The sequence below is a fragment of the Aeromonas sp. 604176 genome (genome assembly GCF_049170755.1).
GTDB lineage: Bacteria > Pseudomonadota > Gammaproteobacteria > Enterobacterales > Aeromonadaceae > Aeromonas > Aeromonas veronii_A.
In genome coordinates, this window is record NZ_JAAKNE010000080.1 from 1 (window position 1) to 20,683 (window position 20,683).

General features: G+C 59.9%; 20 protein-coding genes. 15 read left to right on the forward strand and 5 right to left on the reverse strand.

All coding sequences use genetic code 11. From position 1 onward, the window contains the following. Positions 1 to 2,435, forward strand: a 2,435-nt coding sequence (locus tag G5358_RS14315) for a NahK/ErcS family hybrid sensor histidine kinase/response regulator (protein ID WP_421324297.1), incomplete at its 5' end; no start/stop codon positions are given. Positions 2,436 to 2,452: 17 nt separating this feature from the next. Here G5358_RS14315 and G5358_RS14320 read toward each other — a convergent pair. Next, positions 2,453 to 3,064, reverse strand: a complete 612-nt coding sequence (locus G5358_RS14320) for an arylesterase (protein ID WP_216952997.1) — start codon at positions 3,062 to 3,064, stop codon at positions 2,453 to 2,455. Positions 3,065 to 3,120: 56 nt separating this feature from the next. On the opposite strand from G5358_RS14320, the gene G5358_RS14325 reads away from it, so the two are divergent. Both G5358_RS14325 and G5358_RS14330 read left to right on the forward strand, forming a co-directional pair. Further along, positions 3,121 to 3,816, forward strand: coding sequence for an ABC transporter ATP-binding protein (locus G5358_RS14325; protein ID WP_421324299.1), 696 nt, complete (start codon positions 3,121 to 3,123; stop codon positions 3,814 to 3,816). A gap of 36 nt (positions 3,817 to 3,852) precedes the next feature. Beyond that, positions 3,853 to 6,300 (forward strand): ABC transporter permease, encoded by a 2,448-nt coding sequence (locus tag G5358_RS14330; RefSeq protein WP_421324304.1) that lies wholly within the window; start codon positions 3,853 to 3,855, stop codon positions 6,298 to 6,300. A 126-nt stretch (positions 6,301 to 6,426) separates the two neighbouring features. On the opposite strand, the gene G5358_RS14335 is transcribed toward G5358_RS14330, so the two are convergent. Next, a complete protein-coding gene (locus tag G5358_RS14335; RefSeq protein ID WP_144714304.1) occupies positions 6,427 to 7,332 on the reverse strand; it encodes a TIGR01777 family oxidoreductase in 906 nt (301 codons plus the stop codon). Between the two features lie 252 nt (positions 7,333 to 7,584). Here G5358_RS14335 and G5358_RS14340 point away from each other — a divergent pair, with 252 nt between their 5' ends. Next, positions 7,585 to 9,114 (forward strand): EAL domain-containing protein, encoded by a 1,530-nt coding sequence (locus G5358_RS14340; RefSeq protein WP_421235947.1) that lies wholly within the window; start codon positions 7,585 to 7,587, stop codon positions 9,112 to 9,114. Positions 9,115 to 9,189: 75 nt separating this feature from the next. Here the strand turns inward: G5358_RS14340 and G5358_RS14345 are convergent, their stop codons facing one another. Together G5358_RS14345 and G5358_RS14350 are read right to left on the reverse strand one after the other, a co-directional pair. Continuing rightward, on the reverse strand, positions 9,190 to 10,371 hold the full coding sequence (locus G5358_RS14345; protein ID WP_144714308.1) for a PLP-dependent aminotransferase family protein: 1,182 nt from the start codon (positions 10,369 to 10,371) through the stop codon (positions 9,190 to 9,192). 205 nt (positions 10,372 to 10,576) lie between these two features. Beyond that, the gene (locus tag G5358_RS14350; RefSeq protein WP_421324300.1) at positions 10,577 to 11,644 is read right to left on the reverse strand and encodes a M28 family metallopeptidase; all 1,068 of its coding nucleotides are present in this window, start codon (positions 11,642 to 11,644) and stop codon (positions 10,577 to 10,579) included. Positions 11,645 to 11,918: 274 nt separating this feature from the next. On the opposite strand from G5358_RS14350, the gene trmB reads away from it, so the two are divergent. The 7 genes from trmB (at position 11,919) to G5358_RS14385 (ending at position 17,575) form a co-directional block, all read left to right on the forward strand. Next, a complete protein-coding gene (gene trmB / locus G5358_RS14355) occupies positions 11,919 to 12,632 on the forward strand; it encodes a tRNA (guanosine(46)-N7)-methyltransferase TrmB (RefSeq protein ID WP_167556970.1) in 714 nt (237 codons plus the stop codon). Between the two features lie 48 nt (positions 12,633 to 12,680). After that, a complete protein-coding gene (locus G5358_RS14360; RefSeq protein WP_005348158.1) occupies positions 12,681 to 13,013 on the forward strand; it encodes a YggL family protein in 333 nt (110 codons plus the stop codon). 122 nt (positions 13,014 to 13,135) lie between these two features. Beyond that, positions 13,136 to 14,056 (forward strand): glutaminase B, encoded by a 921-nt coding sequence (gene glsB, locus G5358_RS14365; protein ID WP_005348151.1) that lies wholly within the window; start codon positions 13,136 to 13,138, stop codon positions 14,054 to 14,056. A gap of 29 nt (positions 14,057 to 14,085) precedes the next feature. Then, the gene (locus tag G5358_RS14370; RefSeq protein ID WP_139730845.1) at positions 14,086 to 15,381 is read left to right on the forward strand and encodes a sulfurtransferase; all 1,296 of its coding nucleotides are present in this window, start codon (positions 14,086 to 14,088) and stop codon (positions 15,379 to 15,381) included. A 124-nt stretch (positions 15,382 to 15,505) separates the two neighbouring features. Further along, the gene (locus G5358_RS14375; RefSeq protein ID WP_421208820.1) at positions 15,506 to 16,681 is read left to right on the forward strand and encodes a S8 family peptidase; all 1,176 of its coding nucleotides are present in this window, start codon (positions 15,506 to 15,508) and stop codon (positions 16,679 to 16,681) included. Positions 16,682 to 16,794: 113 nt separating this feature from the next. After that, complete coding sequence (locus G5358_RS14380; protein WP_129503426.1) at positions 16,795 to 17,004, forward strand: YgdI/YgdR family lipoprotein; 210 nt, start codon at positions 16,795 to 16,797, stop codon at positions 17,002 to 17,004. Between the two features lie 169 nt (positions 17,005 to 17,173). Beyond that, complete coding sequence (locus tag G5358_RS14385; RefSeq protein ID WP_129503427.1) at positions 17,174 to 17,575, forward strand: DUF2541 family protein; 402 nt, start codon at positions 17,174 to 17,176, stop codon at positions 17,573 to 17,575. An 83-nt stretch (positions 17,576 to 17,658) separates the two neighbouring features. Here G5358_RS14385 and mog read toward each other — a convergent pair whose 3' ends face one another. Beyond that, a complete protein-coding gene (gene mog, locus G5358_RS14390) occupies positions 17,659 to 18,189 on the reverse strand; it encodes a molybdopterin adenylyltransferase (protein ID WP_005354170.1) in 531 nt (176 codons plus the stop codon). Between the two features lie 392 nt (positions 18,190 to 18,581). Between mog and G5358_RS14395 the strand changes: the two genes are divergently transcribed. The 4 genes from G5358_RS14395 to G5358_RS14410 all read left to right on the forward strand — a co-directional run. Further along, the gene (locus tag G5358_RS14395; RefSeq protein ID WP_421205075.1) at positions 18,582 to 18,917 is read left to right on the forward strand and encodes a DUF3135 domain-containing protein; all 336 of its coding nucleotides are present in this window, start codon (positions 18,582 to 18,584) and stop codon (positions 18,915 to 18,917) included. A 235-nt stretch (positions 18,918 to 19,152) separates the two neighbouring features. Next, complete coding sequence (locus tag G5358_RS14400; RefSeq protein WP_421258059.1) at positions 19,153 to 19,950, forward strand: threonine/serine exporter family protein; 798 nt, start codon at positions 19,153 to 19,155, stop codon at positions 19,948 to 19,950. After that, complete coding sequence (locus G5358_RS14405) at positions 19,947 to 20,414, forward strand: threonine/serine exporter family protein (RefSeq protein ID WP_026035076.1); 468 nt, start codon at positions 19,947 to 19,949, stop codon at positions 20,412 to 20,414. Before G5358_RS14400 ends, G5358_RS14405 begins: the two co-directional genes overlap by 4 nt. Positions 20,415 to 20,432: 18 nt before the next feature. Next, positions 20,433 to 20,683: dihydrofolate reductase (locus G5358_RS14410; protein ID WP_421324302.1), on the forward strand; the 251-nt coding region annotated here is incomplete at its 3' end.

Sequence of the window (20,683 nt, forward strand, 5' to 3'; positions counted from 1 at the left end):
GCATGGTGATCGTCTGCACCATCGCGCTGGCGATCATGGTGAGCAACGATCTGGTGCTGCCGGTGCTGCTGCGCCGCTTCTGGCGGCAGGGGCGCGACGAGCGGCTGGTGCGTCTGCTGTTGCAGGTGCGCCGTGGCGCCATCCTGCTGATCTTGCTGGCGGCCTGGGGGCTCTACCTATGGCTCGGCGATCTCACCAGCTTGTCGCGCATCGGTTACCTCTCCTTTGGCGCGGTGGCCCAGTTTGCGCCGGCTCTGCTGCTCGGTCTCTACTGGCGCCACGGCAATCGCAAGGGGGTCTATCTTGGGTTGAGCCTCGGAGTGAGCCTCTGGTTCGTGACTCTGCTGGTGGAGAGTGGCTTGCTGGCGGGCTCGCCCTTGGCCGAGCTGCTGGCGCCGCCGGACTGGCCCGCGTTTCGCGAGCTGAGTCTCGGGGCCTGGTGCATCTTCCTGAGCCTGCTCTTCAACCTGCTCGGCTATGTGGCAGGCTCGCTTCTGTCGCGCCCTGCGGTGAGCGAGCGGCTGCAGGCGGCCAACTTTGTCGGCAAGCCGAGCCGCGATACCGCCGCCCTCTATCAGGCGCGGGTCTCGGTCAAGGAGCTGGAGATGCTGGCGGCTCGTTTTGTCGGCTCAAGCCGGGTCAAGCGCGCCTTTGGTCGCTTCGCCGGTGAGCGGGGCGGCACCCTGGCGCCCCAGATGCAGGCCTCGGCCGAGCTGATTGCCCACACCGAACGGCTGCTGGCGGGGGTGTTTGGCACCTCGTCGGCACGGCTGGTGCTTGCCTCTGCCCTGCAGGGGCGCAACATGCAGCTCGAGGAGATCGCCACCATAGTCGATGAGGCCTCCGACGTGTTTCGCTTCAACCGAGGCTTGTTGCAGGGGGCGATCGAGCATATCGGGCAGGGGATCTCGGTGGTGGATAGGGAGCTTCGGCTGGTGGCCTGGAACCGCCGCTACATCGAGCTGTTCCACTATCCGCCGGGGCTTATTCAGGCTGGGCGCCCCATTGAAGAGATCATCCGCTACAACGCCCAGCAGGGGCTTTGCGGCCCCGGTGATATCGAGGATCACGTGGCGCGGCGCGTCGCCTTTATGAAACGCGGCAGCGCCCATATCTCGGCGCGGGAGCGCCCGGACGGGCGGGTGATCGAGATGCAGGGCAACCCCATGCCCGCCGGTGGTTTCGTGATGACCTTTACCGACATCACCCCGTTTCGCGATGCGGAGCGGGTGCTGCGCGAAGCGAACGAACATCTGGAGGCACGGGTGGCCGAGCGCACCCGTGAGCTCTCCGAACTCAACCGCCAGCTGCTGCTGGTGAACCAGCAGGTGGAGCGGGCCAATCAATCCAAGAGCCGTTTTCTGGCGGCGGTCAGCCACGATCTGACCCAGCCCCTCAATGCTGCCAAGCTGTTTACCTCCTCCCTGCTGGAGATGTTGCCAGATGCTGGCGAGCAGGCCCGCATCGCCCGCCATATCGACGATGCGCTGGGGGCGACCGAGGATCTCATCACCGATCTGCTCGATATCTCGCGGCTCGAAGCGGGCAAGTTCAAGGCCAAGAAGCTCGACTTTGCCCTGCGCGATCTGCTCGACAACCTCAAGGCGGAGTTTGGCGTGCTGGCGCAGGCGGGGGGGATCCACTTCTCGGTGGTGGAGAGCAGCCTCGCGGTCTACAGCGACGTGCGCCTGCTGCGGCGGGTGCTGCAAAACTTCCTCACCAACGCGTTTCGCTACAACCCGGGCGGCCGGGTGCTGCTCGGCTGTCGCCGGCTCGGCGACAAGGTGCGCATCGAGGTGTGGGACAACGGCCCCGGCATTCCGGCCGACAAGCAGGAGGCGATCTTCGACGAGTTCTCCCGCCTCGATCACTCCCGCACCGCCAAGGAGCAGGGGCTGGGTCTGGGGCTCGCCATCGCCCGTGGCATCTCGCAGGTGCTCGGTCATCAGCTCACATTGCAGAGCTGGCCGGGCAAGGGATCGGTCTTTGCGGTGACCCTCAATCTGGCGACCCGGCCGGTCACGGCCCATCAGCTGGCGGCGCCGGTGGCGCGCGACAGCCAGCTGGAGGGGGTGGCCGTGCTCTGCATCGACAACGAGCGGGACATTCTGACCGCCATGAGCACCCTGCTTTGCCGTTGGGGCTGCGAGGTGCGCTGCGCCGTCGATCTGGCCGAAGCCGAGGCGCTGGTGACAGAAGGGTTTGTGCCGCGGCTGGTGCTCTCTGACTACCACCTCGACGACGGCAAGACCGGGTTGGAGGCGCTCGCTGCCCTGCAGCGGGTGTGTGGCGACGAGCTGGGAGGCATCATCATCAGCGCTGATCGCAAGAGCGAGTTGCAGGCGCAGATCCGCGAGCGGGGGTATGGCTACATCAGCAAACCGGTCAAACCACTCAAACTGCGGGCCCTGATGAACAGCCTGCTGCTGAGTTAAACAGGGGGAGATGTTTCTTATGGCTCCATAAGGGGCTCAATAAAACCGGCTACCTTGTCGCGGATCTTGGGCTGGGCCGCAGGGGTGGGATGAATACCATCGTTCATCATAAGTTCAGGGCGCAGCGCAATATCATCCATGAAGAAGGGCAGCAGGGGCAGATCGTTAGCCTGGGCCAACTCGGGAAAGATCTGTTCGAACTGGCGCAGATAGCGGGCACCGTAGTTGCGGGGCAGCTGGATTTGGGTCAACACCACACGGGTCTGCTGCTCCTTGGCGAGCGCGATCATGCTGGCCAGATTCTGGCGGGTAATGGTCGGCGCGAAGCCACGCAGGCCATCGTTGCCCCCCAGTTCGATCAGAAGCCAGTCTGGCTTGTGCTCCTTCAGCAGCGCAGGCAGACGGGCCAGCGCCCCTTGTGTCGTTTCACCGCTGATGCTGGCATTGAGCAGGGTGTGTTTGCCCCCCTCCTCCTGCCATTTCTGGTTGAGCAGGGCAGGCCAGCTCTGCTCAGCCTGCATTTGATAGCCGGCGCTCAGACTGTCACCCAGCACCAGTAGGGTCTGGGCCTGAGCCGACGAGAGCAGGCTGCCGAGGCCAACCAAAAAGGCAAACAGAATACGCACCATCAATTCAACTCCCGCTATGGATTGTCATCAAGGGATTGGAACAAAGGATACAGAGCATGAGTTCAACCCCCATTATTGTCGTCAAGGGCCTCGGCAAATCGGTTCGCCTCGGCCAGGAAAGCCTCACCATCCTTGAAGGGATCGATCTGCAAGTCAATAGCGGCGAGACGGTGGCCCTGGTCGGCGCCTCAGGCTCCGGCAAGTCCACCCTGCTGGGATTGCTGGCAGGACTCGATCTGCCGAGTCAGGGGGATATAGAAATCCTCGGCAAATCCCTTGGCGAGCTGGATGAAGAGGGGCGGGCCCGATTGCGCGCCGAACAGATCGGTTTTGTGTTCCAGTCGTTTCTGCTGCTCCCGACCATGACTGCGCTGGAGAATGTGATGCTGCCTGCCGAGCTGCGTGGCGAGCGCCACTGCGAGCCGAGGGCCCGCGAGCTGCTAGCTGCGGTCGGACTTGGCGAGCGGTTGCACCATCTGCCGCCACGGCTCTCCGGCGGTGAGCAGCAGCGGGTGGCCATCGCTCGCGCCTTTATGACCCGTCCCAGTCTGCTGCTGGCGGACGAGCCGACCGGCAACCTCGACAGCAAGACCGGCGAGAAGGTGATCGAGCTGCTGTTTGAACTCAATCGCAAGCACGGCACCACGCTAGTGGTAGTGACCCATGACCATCAGCTGGCCGAACGCTGTCAGCGACAAGTGGTCATGACGGCAGGTCGGCTGGATCGCGAGGTGACCCATGATGTGGTGTAACGGGGTGAGCTGCGGGTCAGGTGGGAGATGCAAGGGATGATGCAGTGGCGATTGGGATGGCGACTGCTTCGCCGGGAAGGTTTTAGCGGCGAGCTGCGCTGGTTTGTGCTGGCGCTGGCCCTGAGCGTGGCGTGCGTCTTGAGTGTGGCGCTGGTAGCTGATCGGCTCGATGCCGGACTCAAGGCGTCGGGCCGCGACTTTATCGGGGCGGATCGGGTGCTGCGCACCGCCGCCGCCCTGCCGAATGGTTGGCTGGAACGAGCGAAACAGGATGGCTTGGCGGTGCAGACCACCGTCAGCTTCAACAGCATGCTGTTTCACGGCGACGCGCTGCAGCTCGCCTCCATTCGGGCGGTGCCCAATGGTTTTCCCTTCTACGGCAAGCTCACTCTGGAACCTGCCCGTGCCCCGGCTCCCGGCGAGATCTGGCTCTCCGCCCGGGTGATGCAGCTGCTCAAGGCCAAAACGGGGGATGAGCTGGAGGTGGGCAATACGGTGCTCAAGGTGGCGGGCCTGCTTGGTGAGGAGCCGGATCAGGGCTTCAGCCCATTCCTGCTGGCGCCGCGTGCGCTGATCCACAGTGCCGATATCGAGGCGACCGGTGCCCTGCTCCCCGGCAGCCGCCAGCAGTGGCGCTATCTGTTCAAGGGGCCGCGAGAGTCGCTAGCCCGTTACGAGCAATGGTTGTTGCCGCAATTGCAGGCCGGACAGAAGTGGATCAAACCGGATGACAGCGAATCCCAAGTGGGTCGCTCGCTGGCCAATGCCGAGCGTTTCTTCCGGCTCGCCTCGCTAAGCGGGGTGTTGCTGGGGGCGTTGGCGATGGGTATTGCGGTGCGCCACTTTGCCGAGCGCCAGACCAATATGGTGGCGCTGCTCAAAACCCTGGGGGCATCTCGTCGCTCGCTCTGGCAACTGATGGGAACCTTGCTGCTGTCGTTGACGCTGATCGGCGCGTTGCTGGGTCTGGTGGCGGGCACAGCCATGCAGTGGATCACCTTGCAACTGCTGGGGGACCTGCTGCCTCCGGATCTGCCGCCCCCCTCCTGGCGCCCCTTTGCCCTGGGGGTGGCGGTAGCGCTCTTTATCACCCTGTTGCTCGCTTTTGTGCCCTTCTTGCGGCTGCTGAAGGTGCCGCCGCTGCGGGTATTGCGCCGGGAGCTGGAGGCGGGGATTCCCCCCTGGCTGGCCCTGCCGGTCGGCCTGTTCGGGCTGTTTGCGCTGGTCTGGGGCTTTACCGCCGATGTGCGTCTGGCGCTGGGTCTGGTGGGTGGCATGGGCTTGCTGATGGGGCTGCTGGCCCTGCTGGCGGCGCTGATGTTGCGGCTGGGAGCGAGAGTGAGCGGGCCTCATGCCTTGCGGCTGGCGCTGGCCCACCTGTCGCGCGAGCGCAGCAGCGGCCTGTTTCAGTTGGCGGGCTTTGCGCTGGCATTGATGCTGTTTGGCTTGCTCTGGGCGGCCAGGGTCGATCTGCTGGATGAGTTTTCGGCCCGTCTCCCCGTTGATGCACCCAACCGTTTTCTGGTCAATGTGGCCGAGAACGAAAGGGAGGGGATCCTGAGCGAACTGGCGGCGGCCGGGGCCACCACCTCCGATTTCTATCCCATGGTGCGCGGCAGGCTGACCCATATTGCCGGTGAGGCGGTGGGCGAGGGGGCCAGCAGTGGCCGCGAGGGGGTAGATCGGGAGCTCAACTTCACCACCACGGCTACCCTGCCAACCGACAACAAGCTGGTGGCCGGGAAGTGGCTTGCCGGGTCCGGCGAGGTGTCGGTGGATAGCGAGTTGGCCAAGCGACTCGATATCAAGCTGGGGGACATGCTCGCCTTTACTATCGAGGGGCGCAGCTTCGGCGCCAGGGTCACCAGTCTGCGCAGCATCAAGTGGGACAATATGCGGCCCAACTTCTACATGATCTTCTCCGAGGATCTGCTGGCACCCTTCTCCCGTACCTGGCTTGGCAGCTACCGGCTGCCCGAGGCGGGGCGCACTGCCGAGGTGGAGTTGATCCGCCGCCACCCCACGGTGAGTCTTATCGATGTGGATGACCTGATTGCGCGGCTCACTCAGGTATCGGAGCAGGTGAGCCGGGCACTGGCGCTGATGCTGGGGCTGGTGACAGTGGCCGCGCTGCTGGTGCTGCTGACCCAGACCCAGGCCAGCATGGCTCAGCGTCGGCGCGAACTGCTGCTGATGCGCACCCTGGGTGCCAGCAGCGAACTGCTGAAAAAGATGCTGCGTTGGGAGCTGGTGGCCAGTGGTGCGCTGGCGGGGCTCTGCGCCGCCATGGTGGTGGAGCTCTGTTCCTTTGGCCTGCAGTGGTGGTGGTTCGAGGGGTTGTGGCAGTTCCACTGGGCCATCTGGCTCGGTCTGCCGACTCAGGGGGCGCTGTTGGTGACGCTGGCGGGGCAGGGGATGCAGCGCCAGCTGCTGGCTGGCACCCTGAGCGATCGGCTGCGGGGGCTGGGTCAGGGACTGTTGTAATCCCGCCAGCGCGAGCCGATACACACAAGGTGCAATAGCGCAGCCGCAATAAGCAAGCAGCCCGGCCTTGGTCGGGCTGCTTGCTATGCGAGGTGCTGACGAGTGGACGCAGCGAACAGGTGTGAGTTAGCGGGGCTCGCGCAGCAGATTGGCGAGGGCGCTCGGCAGCTCGGGATAGCTGAAGTGAAAACCGGCCTGTTGCAGCCTTGTTGGTATCACCTTTTGTCCGGTCAGCAGCAGATCTGCCGCCTCCCCCATCACCAGTTGCAACAGCGGCGCCGGGACGAAGAAGAGGTGTGGACGGTGCAGGGTCGCGGCCAGAGTCTCACTGAACTCCCGGTTGCTGACCGGATGGGGGGCGGTTCCGTTGAAGATGCCGCTGCACTCTTCGTGCTCCAGTATGAACAGGATGGCGCGCACCAGATCCTGCACATGGATCCAGCTCATCATCTGGCTGCCCGACCCCATGGGGCCGCCGAGTCCGAGTCGGTATGGGGGGAGCATTTTGGGTAGCGCTCCCCCATCCATGCCGAGCACCAGCCCGATCCGCACGATACAGACCCGGGTCTGCTTGCTTTGTGCTTCCAGTGCCAGGGTCTCCCACTGTTGGCAGAGTTGGTGGGTGAACTCGTCGTTGGGAGAGCGGCACTGCTCGTCGAGGGTTTCGGTGCCCTGTCTGCCATACCAGCCGATGGCGGAGGCGTTGATCAGCACCTTGGGCGGCGTTGTGGAGAGCTTGATGAGATCAACCAGCTGCTCGGTCAGCAGCCAGCGGCTGTCGCAGAGCAGCTGTTTACGCGATTCGCTCCAGCGTCCGGCGGCGATGGGTTCACCCGCCAGATTGATCACCGCATCCACGTCATTGAGGTCATCGAGCCGGTCAAGGTTATCCAATACCTTGATATCGTGACCGAGCAGGGAGTAGGCGCGGCTCCCCTGCCTGCTCAATACCACGACCTCGTGATTGACCTTGAGATGGGCAACCAGCTTGCGGCCGATAAAGCCGGTTCCTCCGGTAATCAGAATCTTCATCGTTGCACGCTCCTGCTGCCGTTTGCTCTACTCTAATGGCGTCGTCCTCCTTCAACAAGTGGACGAGTTTGACACGTTTTGTTCATTCGACTGATGTTAACTCTATCCTCTTCTTGCGACATATTGTTGAACAATAGTTTGAATTGATTGATTTTTGTCGGGTGGACATTTGTTGTTCAATCGCTATTATGGCGACCCTTTCGCCTGTCCACCGGGGCTGTCACCCACCATCCGAGCATCAAAGAGGCCGCCATGCCATTTCGTCGTTTGAAACTTCGCCAGCTTTACTCGAGGATTCTGGTGGCACTACTGATGGGGGGCGGGATCCTGCTGCTGGGGGTTGTTGCCGTTATCTGGCAGACAGTGACCGAGATAGAGCATGATTCTGATTCACGCTTGCAGCATGCCCGGATGATGTTTGATCGCTCCATCGGCCATGCCCGGCAAGCGGCCATCAATGTGGAGGGGATGCTTGGTCACCCCTGCAAGGAGGCGGCACAACTGCTGCGCGAACAGGTGGCCACTGTGCCTGATGTCCGCTCTGCCAATCTGGCTATAGGAAATCGTATCTATTGCACCTCGCTCTATGGTGACTACGATGGCCCCTTCAACCCTGACAGTTATGTGGATGGCAGGCTGCAACTGCTGCCAGGCAATGAGGTCACACCGGATCGCCCCCTGATCGTGCTGCGCCACGAAACGGACAAGGGGAGTGTGCTGATCGGTGTGGATGGCTACTACCTGCGCAATACCCTGGAGATCTCCAGCAAGAACTCCCCGATGGCTCTGGTGGTGGGGCAGAGGGCACTGTTTGGCTCAGGTCAGTTCGGGGCGGCGCCCTCTCCGGCAGAAGAGGGTTATATTGCCCTCGCTTCGGCCGATTTCCCCTATCAGGTCGTCACCCGGATCACGGTGCATGATTACTTGAGCCACGCATGGCGCTACTCCAGAGATACCTTGATCCTCTCTCCACTGCTGGCGCTGCTGATTGGATTCGGCACCTTCAGGCTGATGGGGCGTAGCAGCTCACCAGCGGAGGAGCTCAAGCGGGCGTTGATCGAGGAGGAGTTTATCCCCTACCTGCAGCCGGTGGTCTCCGGTGAGGATGAGCAGTGGCGTGGCTGTGAGGTGCTGATGCGCTGGCAGCATCCCAAGCAGGGGATGATCTCGCCGGATCGCTTTATCCCGCTGGCGGAAGATAGCGGCCTGATCGTGCCCATGACCAGCCTGTTGATGGCCGAGGTGCGTGACCACTTCTCCCCTTATGCCCGCAAGCTGCCGGCAAAGTTTCATTTTTGCTTCAATATCAGCGCCAAGCACTTCCAGGATCTCGACCTGTTGGCTGACTGCAAGGCCTTTCTCGACGCGTTTAAGGACAATCCCGTTGATTTGGGGTTGGAGCTGACGGAGCGGGAGCTGCTGGTGGCTGATGAGACAACCGCCCGGATGTTTGCCGAGTTGCGCAAACTGGGCGTGTTGATCGCTATCGATGACTTTGGCACCGGTCACTCCAGTCTGACCTATCTGCAGCACTTTCAGGTCGATGCAATCAAGATTGACCGTAGCTTTGTAGAGATGATCGGTACGGATGCACTCTCCAGCCATATCGTTGAAAACGTGATTGATCTGGCGAAGCGACTTGAATTGATCCTGATCGCGGAGGGGGTCGAGAAGCAGTCGCAGGCGGACTACCTGCGGGCTCGCCACGTTGACTATCTGCAAGGATATCGCTACGGCCGCCCCATTCCGATGAAGCAGTTTTGCAAGACCCTGTTTGGCTGAACGGGTGAATGGGGAGCATAAAAAAAACCAGCGAGCGCTCGCTGGTTTTTTGTTAATACGGTTTGGCTTGGGCGTTCAGAGCATCCGCTGGAGGGCGCGGGCCAGCCGCTTGACCCCCTCCTCGATGGTCGCCTCATCGACGCAGGAGAAGCTCAGGCGCAGGGTGTTCTTGATTTCGGGGCGTACATAGAAGGGGGCGCCGGGCACGAAGGCTACCTTCTCCTTGATCGCCTCATCAAACAGGGCCATGGCGCTGATGTGGGCTGGCAGAGTCAGCCAGAGGAACATGCCCCCTTCCGGTCTGGTGTAGCTGACGCCGGGCGGGCAGTGACGGGCCAGTGCAGCCTCCATGGCAGCACGCTGGCGACCATAGACCTCCTTGATCTTCTCCAGATGGGCATCCAGTGAATTGTCGGTCAGGAAGCGGTGCAGCACCTGCTGGCTGAAGGCGTTGCTGTGCAGATCGGTGGCCTGCTTGGCGATGGTCACCTTCTTGCGCAGCCACTCCGGCACCAGCATCCAGCCCAGACGGAAGGCGGGCACCACGGTTTTGGAAAACGAGCCGAGCAGCACGGTATTGTTTGGCGCCAGCTTGGCAATGGGGGGCAGATGCTCCCCTTCGAAGCGCAGCTCGCCGTAGGGATCATCTTCCACCATCAACAGCTCGTGGCGCACCAGTCGCTCGGCCAGTGCCTCGCGGTTGGCACGGTTGTAGGAGACACCGCTCGGGTTCTGGAAGTTGGGCACGCCGTAGAGCAGCTTGGCATTGGATCCGCTTGCCAGCAGCGCATCCAGCGCCGCCAGATCCAGACCCTCTTCTTCAAGGGTGATCGGCTTGAAGGTGGGTTGATAGACAGAGAAAGCCTGAATGGCGCCAAGGTAACCCGGCTCTTCGATGATGAGATCCTGACCCTCGTCGATCAGCACCTTGCCCAGCAGATCCAGCGCCTGCTGGGAGCCGCTGGTGATGAGGATGTTGTCCGGATTGACCTGCATGCCGTGGCGGGTCAGATAGCGGTCGGCAATATATTGGCGCAGCGGGGCGAAGCCTTCGGTCGCCGCATATTGCAGGGCGGCAGCCCCTTGCTCGCGCAGCACATCCTGACAGGCCTGATCGATCGCCTTGACCGGAAACAGGTGGGGATTGGGCAGGCCACCAGCGAAGGAGATGATCTCCGGATTGGCGGCAACTTTGAGGATTTCACGGATAAAGGAAGGTTCAACCTTCTCGAAGCGCTGGGCAAAAAACGGCTGCATAGACAATTCTCTCGGCATGTGGGCGGTCGCTCCATTCGACCGCCAGGTTATCCGTTTGTATCAGATTTCAGAAATGAGGCAATGATTGTCACAAAAATCGCCAAAAAAGGCAGGTTTGGCACCTGCCCGAATTTTACCTGCCCGTGTGGCTCCCATGAATTGAAATGAGTTAGGGCGATCTTGTTTTGTGGACAAGCAACTGACCTTACAAACCCGGTTCCTTGAGGAAGCGGATCATCAGGTCGGTGTTGGCGCCAAGTTGGCTTTCTACTCTGCCTGGGAATAGTTCCGCCATCTTGTCGAGGCGGTCGTACTGGGTGTGCCAGATTTTTCCCCACTGGGTTTCGCTGTCACGATCGCAGGCGCTCTTGGTGGTGGCGTCATAGCAGTCCCACAGCGCTGGATTGGTGCTTTGGGAGTAGCCGTCATAGCCATCAGCGCCGTTGATGGTGAAGTTGGTCGCTTCAACGTAGGCGATCGGCACCCCCAGGCAGGCAAAGGGAGCGTGATCTGACCAGCTGCCAGTCTCCCCTTCCGGATAACCGCTGTAGCTGGGATGAATGGCAAACGGGGTCGCAGTCTGTTTGGAGAGGGTAAGCAGGCGATCCCGCACCTTGGGATCGAAGCTGTAGCGGCTCGGATCTGTGCAGTTGTATTCGGCGACGTCCGAGTGGGCTGAGTGGACGTAGACGATGTCGCCCCCGGCGATGGTGTCGTAGTTCACCATCGCCAGCAGCTTGGCGACGGTGGTGCTGTCGAGGCTGGCGGCATAGGCTTTGGAGCCGTTGAGACCGTTTTCCTCCGCCCCGAAGAATGCAAAGCGAACCGTGTAGGGCAAGGTTTGTCCTTTAAGCGCCTCAGCCACTGCCAGCAGGGCTGCGACGCCAGCGCCGTTGTCGGTAGCTCCTTCAGAACCTTTCTTGTCGCCCGTACTGTCGTAGTGGGCGCCGATCAGGATCACCTTGTCACTTGTGCCCTTGAGCTCAGCGATCAGGTTTTGGGAGTTTTTACTGGCGCCGCTTTTGGTGTAGGTGAAGGGTTGGCGTTGCACATCGTAGCCCCAACCGGTCAGATGGTCCTGGATCCATGCCGCGGCACGAGTTTCTGCCTCTGTCCCCGTGGGGCGCGCGCCAATCCCTTCTGCGGTTGAGCTCAACTGCACCAGATACTCATAGGCCTGCTCGGCGGCAGCAGGGGTTTGTGAGTCATTTGTTGATGTGTCGCATCCCGCAAGCAAAGTGGTGATGGCAAACGCCAATGCTCTGTATTTCATACTGCAATCCTTTGTTGTGTATGGTTTTATTTGCGCAGGCAGCATGTACTCGACGCGTGACCGATTCTGTGAACGGATCGGCATTTGTCAACTGTTGTCAATGAAATGGAGAGAGATGAGGGATTTGTTTCGCGAAACACTTGCGCCTTGGGCCTATCTTGGGATAATTCGCTCCCCTGTTTTCGCGGGTCGATGAAATGCCGAGCCGCGAGCGGTCCCGCTAGGGATCGGACACAAGATGTATTACCCGGATTGATGAAATAACGAGACCATTATGCCTGTGACCCAAGATGTATTTAACGAAGACGGCAAGTTCATGCGCAAGATCCGCAGCTTTGTCCGTCGCGAAGGCCGCCTGACCAAAGGGCAGGAGAAGGCCCTGGAAGAGCTCTGGCCGGTCATGGGCATCGATTTCGAGCCAAAGCAGCTCGATCTGGTCGCACTGTTTGGCCGTGAAGCACCTGTGGTGCTGGAGATCGGCTTTGGCATGGGCGCCTCTCTGGTGGAGATGGCCAAGAATGCCCCCGAGAAAAACTTCATCGGCATTGAAGTGCACTCCCCGGGCGTGGGCGCCTGTCTGGGTACCGCTCAGGAAGCGGGCGTCACCAATCTGAAGGTGATCTGCCACGATGCGGTCGAGGTGCTGGAGCACATGATCCCGAACGGCTCACTCTCCTGCCTGCAGCTCTTCTTCCCGGATCCCTGGCACAAGAGCCGTCACCACAAGCGTCGCATTGTACAGCCTGCGTTTGCCCAGGATATTCGCCAGAAGCTGGCCATCGGTGGCGTGTTCCACATGGCGACCGACTGGGAAAACTATGCCGAGCACATGCTGGAAGTGATGAGCGTCGCCGAGGGTTACGAGAACACCTCTGCCACCGGCAACTGGGTGCCTCGTCCGGACTGGCGTCCGCTGACCAAATTTGAACAACGTGGCCACCGTCTCGGCCACGGGGTTTGGGATCTGATTTTCAAGCGTGTCAGCTAAGCTGGCACGTCAACACACCTAGCGTATCAACTAACTTGAGGAGCTATCATGGCCAATCGTAGCCGCCGCCTGCGCAAGAAACTGCGCGTCGATGAATTCCAGGAAATGGGTTTCGACATCAGTTTCAACTTCCCGGTCGGCACTGCCGAAGAGACCATCGATGCGGTAGTCGATGCGATGATCGATGAGGTTGTTGAACCCCGTAAACTGGCTTTTGCCGGCTCCGGTCACCTGGCTTGGGAAGGGATGATCTGCACCCAGCAACTGGGCAAGTGCACCGAAGAAGACCGCGCTGCCGTCAAATCCTGGCTGGAAGGCAAGGGGATGGAAGCAGTGGTCGTTACCGAGCTGTTCGACCTCTGGTACGGTGAACCAGCCTGATACAAGGCTGCCGCATCTGGCGCCTTGTTGTGGGTAACTGAAAAATCCCGCCGCTGGCGGGATTTTTGTCAGTGGGGATGGGATCTCCACCGCTGTTTTAGTCATGGAATCGCTTATTGCTTATGGTGTTGTCATCCGAATTACTGGCCAGCATCCTTGAAGAGGTGCGCCCGTTGCTGGGACAAGGCAAGGTGGCCGACTACATTCCGGCACTGGCTCAGGTACCGGCCGATCGGCTGGGTATTGCAGTCTGTACCGTCGAGGGGGAGCTGTTCACCGCCGGTGACGCTTTTGAACCCTTCTCCATCCAGAGTATCTCCAAGGCCCTGAGCCTGACCCTGGCACTCACCCTCTATCAGGAGGAGGAGATTTGGGCCCGGGTTGGCAAGGAGCCCTCCGGCCAGCCCTTCAACTCGCTGGTACAGCTCGAGTTCGAGCAGGGGATCCCCCGCAACCCCTTTATCAATGCCGGAGCGCTGGTGGTGAGCGATCTGCTGGAGACCCGCCTCACTGCGCCCCGTCAGCGTACCCTCGAGCTGGTGCGCCGACTCTCGGGCAACCCAGCCATCATGGCGGATCAGGTGGTCGCTCGCTCCGAATATCAGCACTCTGCCCGCAACGCCGCCATCGCCTATCTGATGAAGGCCTACGGCAACTTCGAAAACGAAGTGGACAAGGTGCTGCAAAGCTACTTCAATGCCTGTGCCATCCGCATGAGCTGCGTCGATCTGGCGCGGGCATTCATCTATCTGGCCAACCGTGGTGTGCCACTGGGCGAGAGCGTACCGCTGCTGCCCGCCCGCACCACCAAACAGGTCAACGCCCTGCTCGCCACCTGCGGTCTCTATGATGAGGCGGGCGATTTTGCCTATCGTGTCGGCATGCCGGGCAAATCGGGTGTCGGCGGCGGTATCATCGCCCTGATCCCGGGCGAGCTCTGCGTCTGTGTCTGGTCGCCCGAGCTCAACAAAGCCGGCAACTCGCTGGCGGGCACGGCGGCGCTGGAGCTGCTGGCCGAGCGGCTGGGTCGCTCCATTTTTTAACCTTGTTCACTATGAATCGAGAAATCACCATGAAACGACATCTTCGCTTCCTGCAGGCCGCGCTGGCGACCTTACTGCTCTGGTGTGCCCTGCCCGCCGTGGCAGGGGAGTTGCCACCGCTCTCGCTGGCCGATGCCAAGGCCAAACAGGCTGTCATCCTGGATACCCGCGCCAGCTACTTCTATCAGGGGTGGCCGATGGAAGGGGAGAAGCAGGGCGGCCATGTGGCGGGCGCCGAGAACCTCTCTGCCGAGTGGAAATACAGCGATGAAGAGTGGCCAAAGGCGCTCGAGATCAAGGGGCTGAAGGCCGATCGTCCGGTTGCCCTCTACGGTGCGTCCCGCGAAGTGGCCGAGGTGGCCCGTCTGCTGCGCAAGCAGGGGATCAAGCAGCTGTTCGAGCTGCAAGGGTGGCAAGCCGCACCGCGCGAGTCGCTGGCACGCTGGCAGCAGCTGGTCTATCCGCGCTGGTTGGCGGATCTGCAAGAGGGCAAGCCGGTCGCCGCAGCGCCCAAGGGTGACTGGAAGCTGTTTGAAGTTGATTGGGGTTCACCCAAGGCCTACCTCATCAGCCACATCCCGGGGGCCGGTTATATCGATACCAACAGCCTCGAAGAGGAGCCGCTGTGGAACAAGGTCTCTGACGAAGCGCTCAAGAAGCTGCTGCTGGATAACGGCATCCGTCACGACACCACAGTGATCCTTTACGGTCGCAACACCATGGCGGCCGCCCGTGCCGCGCACCTGATGATGTATGCGGGGGTGGAAGATGTACGCCTGCTGGACGGTGGTCTGGATGCCTGGTTTATCCAGCACCTGCGCACCGAAACCGGTCTGCCCAACAAATATGAGCCGGTGAAGGAGTTTGGCGTGGCCATTCCCGCTCACCCCGAGTACTACACCACGTTAAGTCAGGCAAAAGAGCTGCTCAAGCAGCCCGATAGCGCACTGGTCAGCGTGCGTACCTGGGACGAGTTTGTCGGCAACACCTCAGGTTACAGCTACATCAAGCCGAAGGGCGATATTCCGGGGGCCAAGTGGGGTCACGGTGGGGTGGATGCCAACAGCATGAGCGACTTCCACAACCCGGACGGCACCATGAAGCCGGCCCGCGAGATCCTCGCCATGTGGGAGCAGTGGAATATCGAGCCAACTCAGCAGGCCGCATTCTACTGCGGTACCGGCTGGCGCGCCTCCGAGGCCTTCTTCTACGCCTGGCTGATGGACTGGAAACGGATCAGCGTCTACGACGGCGGTTGGTATGAGTGGAGTTCCGATCCCAAGAACCCGACCGTGACCGGTGAGCGCCAGCCCGCCAAGTCATGATTGCGCTCTTGCGCTTCAAAGAAGAGGCCGGACAGATGTCCGGCCTTTTTGTATCCGCTCGGGCCTGCGCCAGCCTGCCACTACACTTTGCTGGTGGCTATCAGGTCGATGGAAGGAGTGACTGATGAGACGGATATGGACAGGCCTGCTGGTGGCAGGCGTACTGACACAGGGGGTAATGGCTGCCGAACGGGCTCGTTATCTGGTGCAACTCAAGCCGGGGGCGGAGGCCGCTGTGCTGGCCCAAAGCAAAGGGATGGGGGGCGAGCTGGCCCTGCAACTGCCCGAGCAGCATGCGCTGGCGCTCTGGTTGCCAGCTGCTGCAGCGACAGCGCTGGCGCGCAACCCCAACGTGCTGTGGGTGGAGCCGGATGCCAAGCGTTATGCCAGTGCCGAGACCCTGCCTTATGGCATTCCCATGGTACAGGCGCCACAACTGAGCGATGGTATGGCCGGAGAGGTGCTGGTGTGTATCATTGACTCTGGCTATAGCGGCAATCACCCGGATCTGCCCCATGGGGCGCAGGTGCAGGGTAGTGACAACGCAGGTACAGGCAGCTGGAGCAGTGACGAAAACGGTCACGGCACCCACGTGGCAGGCACCATAGCCGCCATTGGGGGGAACGACATGGGCGTGGTCGGTGTCTTGCCGAATCAGAGTGTCCCGCTGCACATCATCAAGGTGTTTGGCGCCAACGGCTGGGCCTATACCTCCAACCTGGTGGGGGCTCTCAATGCCTGCAAGCAGGGGATGAGCAGTCGTGGCTTTACTCGCATGGTCATCAACATGAGCCTAGGGGGCAATGTGCCCAGCAAGACGGAAGAGCAGGCGTTCAATCAGGCTTACAGCCAGAATGTGTTGAGTGTGGCGGCGGCGGGCAATGCGGGCAACACCAGCAAGTCCTATCCCGCCTCTTACAGCAGTGTGGTGAGCGTGGCTGCTATCGATGGCAGCAAGCAGTTGGCTTATTTCTCGCAACGCAACGATCAGGTGGAGCTGGCGGCCCCCGGTGTTGCTGTGCTGTCGACCGTGCCGAGTGGTTACGCCAGCTACAGCGGTACCTCGATGGCGACCCCTCATGTGGTCGGGGTCGCCACCCTGGCCTGGTCACAGCGGCTGGAGTGCAGCAATGATCAACTGCGCCAGACCCTGCGCAGCAGCGCCCAGGATCTGGGGGCTGTCGGACGGGACAACAGCTATGGCTATGGTCTGGTGCAGGCCAGAGTCGCGGCAGATCGGCTGGCACTTGGCTGTGGTTCCGGTACCGGTAGCAGTGGCAAACCGGGTGGTCGCAAGTAACTGATTTTTGATGGTGATCTCACTTTATTGTGCAAGTTTCCGACTGCCTGCCGGATTGGAGTAGGCTGGATATGACACCCTCGTGGTGAGGGTGAAAGGAGAAGAGTGCGCCTATGAAAAAACTGATGATGATCCTGGTGTGCGCCCTGGGGCTGGTAGCATGCAGCTCCCAATACATCATGAGCACCAAGGATGGCAAGATGATCACCACAGAGAGCAAGCCCAAGCTGGACGAGAGTACCGGTATGTATCGCTATTACGATCATGAAGGGCGTGAGGTGATGATCAATAAAGAAGATGTGACCCAGATCATGGAGCGTTGAGCGCTCATATGCAGTCAGGGCCGCAATATGCGGCCCTTCACATTTTTACCGGCAAATTCCTCCATTTTCTCAGGCAATCGCCCCTCTTTCGCCGCAAATGCGCGTTCGGGTACAGCTTCCGTTATGGTTCGGTCCGTATTATTGCACTCCGTTTTTTATTGGAGGTGTTATGTCCCTGATGTCTATCTGGAATTCCCGTTTTTCCGCGCGCACCCTGCTGGGTGGTGTCTTGCTGGTGGTGGCGTCAGCCAGCCATGCTGGCGATGATCAGTTCACGCTGGGGCGGACTATTTTGCTGGGGGCCGGTGATCATGGTGCGACAATTCCTTTGGTGATTTGCCGTCAGACCAAATATATCAAGGTGAAGGCGGAACGTGATTTGACCCTGGATCGGGTGGTGGTGACCTATGGTGGTGATCGTACCAAAACCATTCGCTTCGATCGGGAGATGAGCAGTGATAAAGAGACCGAGTGGAAATCACTGGGTTCGCGTCGTTGTGTGAAAAAGATCGAAGTGTACGGTAATTCAGAGCGCAGCAAAGCGGGCGTAAAAGTATTCGGCCGTAAATAATCGATGCATTTTGTCTGCACGAACAGATGAGCTAAAAATAATGGCGAGCCGTGGCTCGCCATTATTTTTTATGGTCGGCTTTGCTATTTTTTCGGCCGAAATGGCTTGATGACAGTTTCATCGCACTCGAGATACGGCCCTTCCATCAAATCGATGCAGTAGGGGATGGCGGGGAATACTGCATCCAGACACTCGCGGATCGATTTGGGCTTGCCCGGCAGATTGACGATCAGGGTGTCGTCGCGCAGTCCGGCTGTCTGGCGCGACAGAATGGCGGTCGGCACAAACTTGAGGGATTCGGCCCGCATCAGCTCGCCAAAGCCCGGCATCATGCGATCACACACCGCTTCGGTCGCTTCCGGCGTGACATCCCGCTTGGCCGGGCCGGTGCCGCCTGTGGTGACGATGAGACAACACTGCTCTTCATCCGCCAGCCGGATCAGGGTCGCTTCAATCTGATCCTGTTCATCGGGGATCACCTGATAGACAGGTTCCCACTCCGAGGTCAGATAGGCGTTCAGGGTGTCGATGATGGCCTTGCCGGAGAGGTCTTCATAGATACCCGCGCTGGCGCGATCGCTGACGGTGACGATACCGATTTTTGCCTTGCTCATGGTCTGCTCTTGAATGTCCGATAAAAGTGGCAATTAAAATAACATAATCAGTGGGATATGTTAAACCGTCAGGAGATGACGCGGGTCGGTGAGGGAAGAATAAAGTGTCGAATGAAGCAAAATAAGGCCACCCGGATTTTTATTTGCAATAAAAAACAGAAAATCACAACCTAAAATGTATAAGTGTTTATCTCGCCTGGATTAAAAACAATCGCTTGTTTCCAAACACAATTAAAATAGATAGACACCCTCGTAGTGACCATTGTCCGGTTTAGTCCCCAGTGGATGGATTGAACCCTTTTTAGCCGCGTCGTATATACAGATTCATATGGCTGGGACGTGATGGTGTGGTACCGCAGTGTGTTGCCAGCAATAGTCGCCAAGGAGGGCATATGGAGTTGCCTGATTTTGACACCCTGAAGGAGTTGGCCGCGAGAGAGCCTTCCCGGCTGGATGCGATCCTGGAGCAGCAGATCGACCAGTTGATGGCCCGTGCGAGCCCCGATCAGCAGCGCCGTCTGCGCGGATTGCAGTTCAAGATTGATGGTCAGCGTCGGCTGGCTAAAAACAATCTAGACAGCTGTATCCGGATTGCCAACATGATGCGGGAATCCTTTTATCTGATGCGCAGCGAAATGATCCAGTTCAGAGAAGAGGGAGAGCCTCCGCCTGAAAACGATGGCAGTGGTAAAATAATCCGTCTGGCGGACTATCGACGTCGTAAATAATCTGCAAGAAACTCCTTGGTTGATATTTCAGCCAAATCGGTGAGGTCATAATAAAGGGAATTGCTGACGACCTGATTGTTATGGTTTTTAATGTTGGTCGTAATGTATTTGTGATGTAATCTCTTTTCTCCTTCTTGTAATAAATTATTAGTCAGGTTGTGATTGAGGTGGATGAATAACGGTAAAAGTTAGGCTAATATGGCCGAAATTTTTATTGCTACGACTCGAAGGGATTATGAGAAGTATCACACCAAGACGGGTGTTGTCGCGGGAGCAACAGACAGAGATCACCCGCATTATCGTCAAGGTGGGTCAGTTGTTGGCCCAGTTCGGGGCGGAGAGCCGGATCATCGAACAGACCACGGTGCGACTGGGGATGGCGCTGGGGTTGGAGAGTGTCGAAATGGCTATCTCGTCGAGCGCCATTGTGCTCACCAGTCTCTATCAGGGCAGCTGTGTCACCACCACTCGGCGGGTGCGCGAGCATGGCATCAACATGCAGGTGGTGTGCGAGATCCAGCGGATCTGCATCATGGCGGAGAAAGAGCTGATCGGTGCCCGTGAAGTGCGCCAGCGGCTCGAGGCCATCGCCCCCTTTCACTATCACCCCTGGCTGGTGGTCCCCATGGTAGGGCTCTCTTGCGGCGCCTTCAGCCTGCTGTTTGGCGGTGACTGGCCCATCTTCCTGGTGACCTGTTTCTCGTCTGCCGTGGCGATGCGGGTGCGCCAGCTGATGGCCCGCCATCACCACAGCCCGCTCATCAACTTTGCCGCCACCGGCTTTATTGCCACCTTGCTCTCCTCCAGCGCCACCTTCTTTAACTGGGGTGACCAGCCCTATCTCGCCATGGCGGCCAGCGTGCTGCTGCTGGTGCCGGGCTTTCCGCTGATCAATGCCGTCTCCGACATGGTGAAGGGCTACTTCAACATGGGGCTGGCCCGCTGGGGGACCGCGACCCTGCTGACCATCAGCGCTGCCATAGGTATCATTTTGGCCATGTCGGTCACCGGGATCTGGGGGTGGAAAGTATGATGGATTTGCTCTGGCTACTGGCCAAGGATGCCTTCTGGTCCTCCATTCCAGCGGTGGGGTTTGCCATGCTGTTCAACGTGCCGCCACGGATGCTGAAGTATTGCGCCATGGGCGGCGCACTGGCCCACAGCTTGCGTACCCTGCTGATCCACTACGGCATGCCCATCGAGTGGGCGACGCTGGCGGCAGCGACCACGGTCGGCTTTGTCTGCGTCTATTGGTCGCGCCGTCTGCTGGCGCCGCGTCCGGTGTTCAGCGTTGCCTCCATTATTCCGATGATCCCGGGCAGCTATGCGTTCAAGACCATGATTGCGGTAGTGGAGCTCAACATCAATGGCGTGACCATGGAGTTGATCCAGAGTGCGGTGGAGAACGGCCTCAAGGCGCTCTTTATCGTCGGTGCCCTCAGTTTCGGTTTGGCGATCCCCTCTCTGGTCGTGTACCGTAACCGCCCCATAATCTGACAGACGGTGAGAGGCCCCATGAAGATTTCCATGATTGCCGCCATGGCCCACGACAGGGTGATCGGCAAGGACAACCAGATGCCCTGGCATCTGCCTGCCGATCTGGCTCACTTCAAGCGTGTCACCCTCGGTAAACCGGTATTGATGGGGCGCAAAACCTTCGAATCCATCGGTCGACCGCTACCCGGACGGCGCAATCTGGTGATCAGCCGCAACCCCGACTACCGGGCCGACGGCGTGGAGGTGATCGACTCGGTGGACGCGGCGCT

Coding starts and splice junctions, on each gene's coding strand:
- G5358_RS14325 (WP_421324299.1), top strand. CDS start 3,121: ATGAGTTCAACCCCCATTATTGTCGTCAAGGGCCTCGGCAAATCGGTT.
- mog (WP_005354170.1), bottom strand. CDS start 18,189: ATGAGCAAGGCAAAAATCGGTATCGTCACCGTCAGCGATCGCGCCAGC.
- G5358_RS14370 (WP_139730845.1), top strand. CDS start 14,086: ATGAAACGACATCTTCGCTTCCTGCAGGCCGCGCTGGCGACCTTACTG.
- G5358_RS14375 (WP_421208820.1), top strand. CDS start 15,506: ATGAGACGGATATGGACAGGCCTGCTGGTGGCAGGCGTACTGACACAG.
- G5358_RS14405 (WP_026035076.1), top strand. CDS start 19,947: ATGATGGATTTGCTCTGGCTACTGGCCAAGGATGCCTTCTGGTCCTCC.
- glsB (WP_005348151.1), top strand. CDS start 13,136: ATGGTGTTGTCATCCGAATTACTGGCCAGCATCCTTGAAGAGGTGCGC.
- G5358_RS14335 (WP_144714304.1), bottom strand. CDS start 7,332: ATGAAGATTCTGATTACCGGAGGAACCGGCTTTATCGGCCGCAAGCTG.
- G5358_RS14360 (WP_005348158.1), top strand. CDS start 12,681: ATGGCCAATCGTAGCCGCCGCCTGCGCAAGAAACTGCGCGTCGATGAA.
- G5358_RS14320 (WP_216952997.1), bottom strand. CDS start 3,064: ATGGTGCGTATTCTGTTTGCCTTTTTGGTTGGCCTCGGCAGCCTGCTC.
- G5358_RS14330 (WP_421324304.1), top strand. CDS start 3,853: ATGATGCAGTGGCGATTGGGATGGCGACTGCTTCGCCGGGAAGGTTTT.
- G5358_RS14400 (WP_421258059.1), top strand. CDS start 19,153: ATGAGAAGTATCACACCAAGACGGGTGTTGTCGCGGGAGCAACAGACA.
- G5358_RS14385 (WP_129503427.1), top strand. CDS start 17,174: ATGTCCCTGATGTCTATCTGGAATTCCCGTTTTTCCGCGCGCACCCTG.
- G5358_RS14395 (WP_421205075.1), top strand. CDS start 18,582: ATGGAGTTGCCTGATTTTGACACCCTGAAGGAGTTGGCCGCGAGAGAG.
- G5358_RS14380 (WP_129503426.1), top strand. CDS start 16,795: ATGAAAAAACTGATGATGATCCTGGTGTGCGCCCTGGGGCTGGTAGCA.
- G5358_RS14345 (WP_144714308.1), bottom strand. CDS start 10,371: ATGCAGCCGTTTTTTGCCCAGCGCTTCGAGAAGGTTGAACCTTCCTTT.
- G5358_RS14340 (WP_421235947.1), top strand. CDS start 7,585: ATGCCATTTCGTCGTTTGAAACTTCGCCAGCTTTACTCGAGGATTCTG.
- trmB (WP_167556970.1), top strand. CDS start 11,919: ATGCCTGTGACCCAAGATGTATTTAACGAAGACGGCAAGTTCATGCGC.
- G5358_RS14350 (WP_421324300.1), bottom strand. CDS start 11,644: ATGAAATACAGAGCATTGGCGTTTGCCATCACCACTTTGCTTGCGGGA.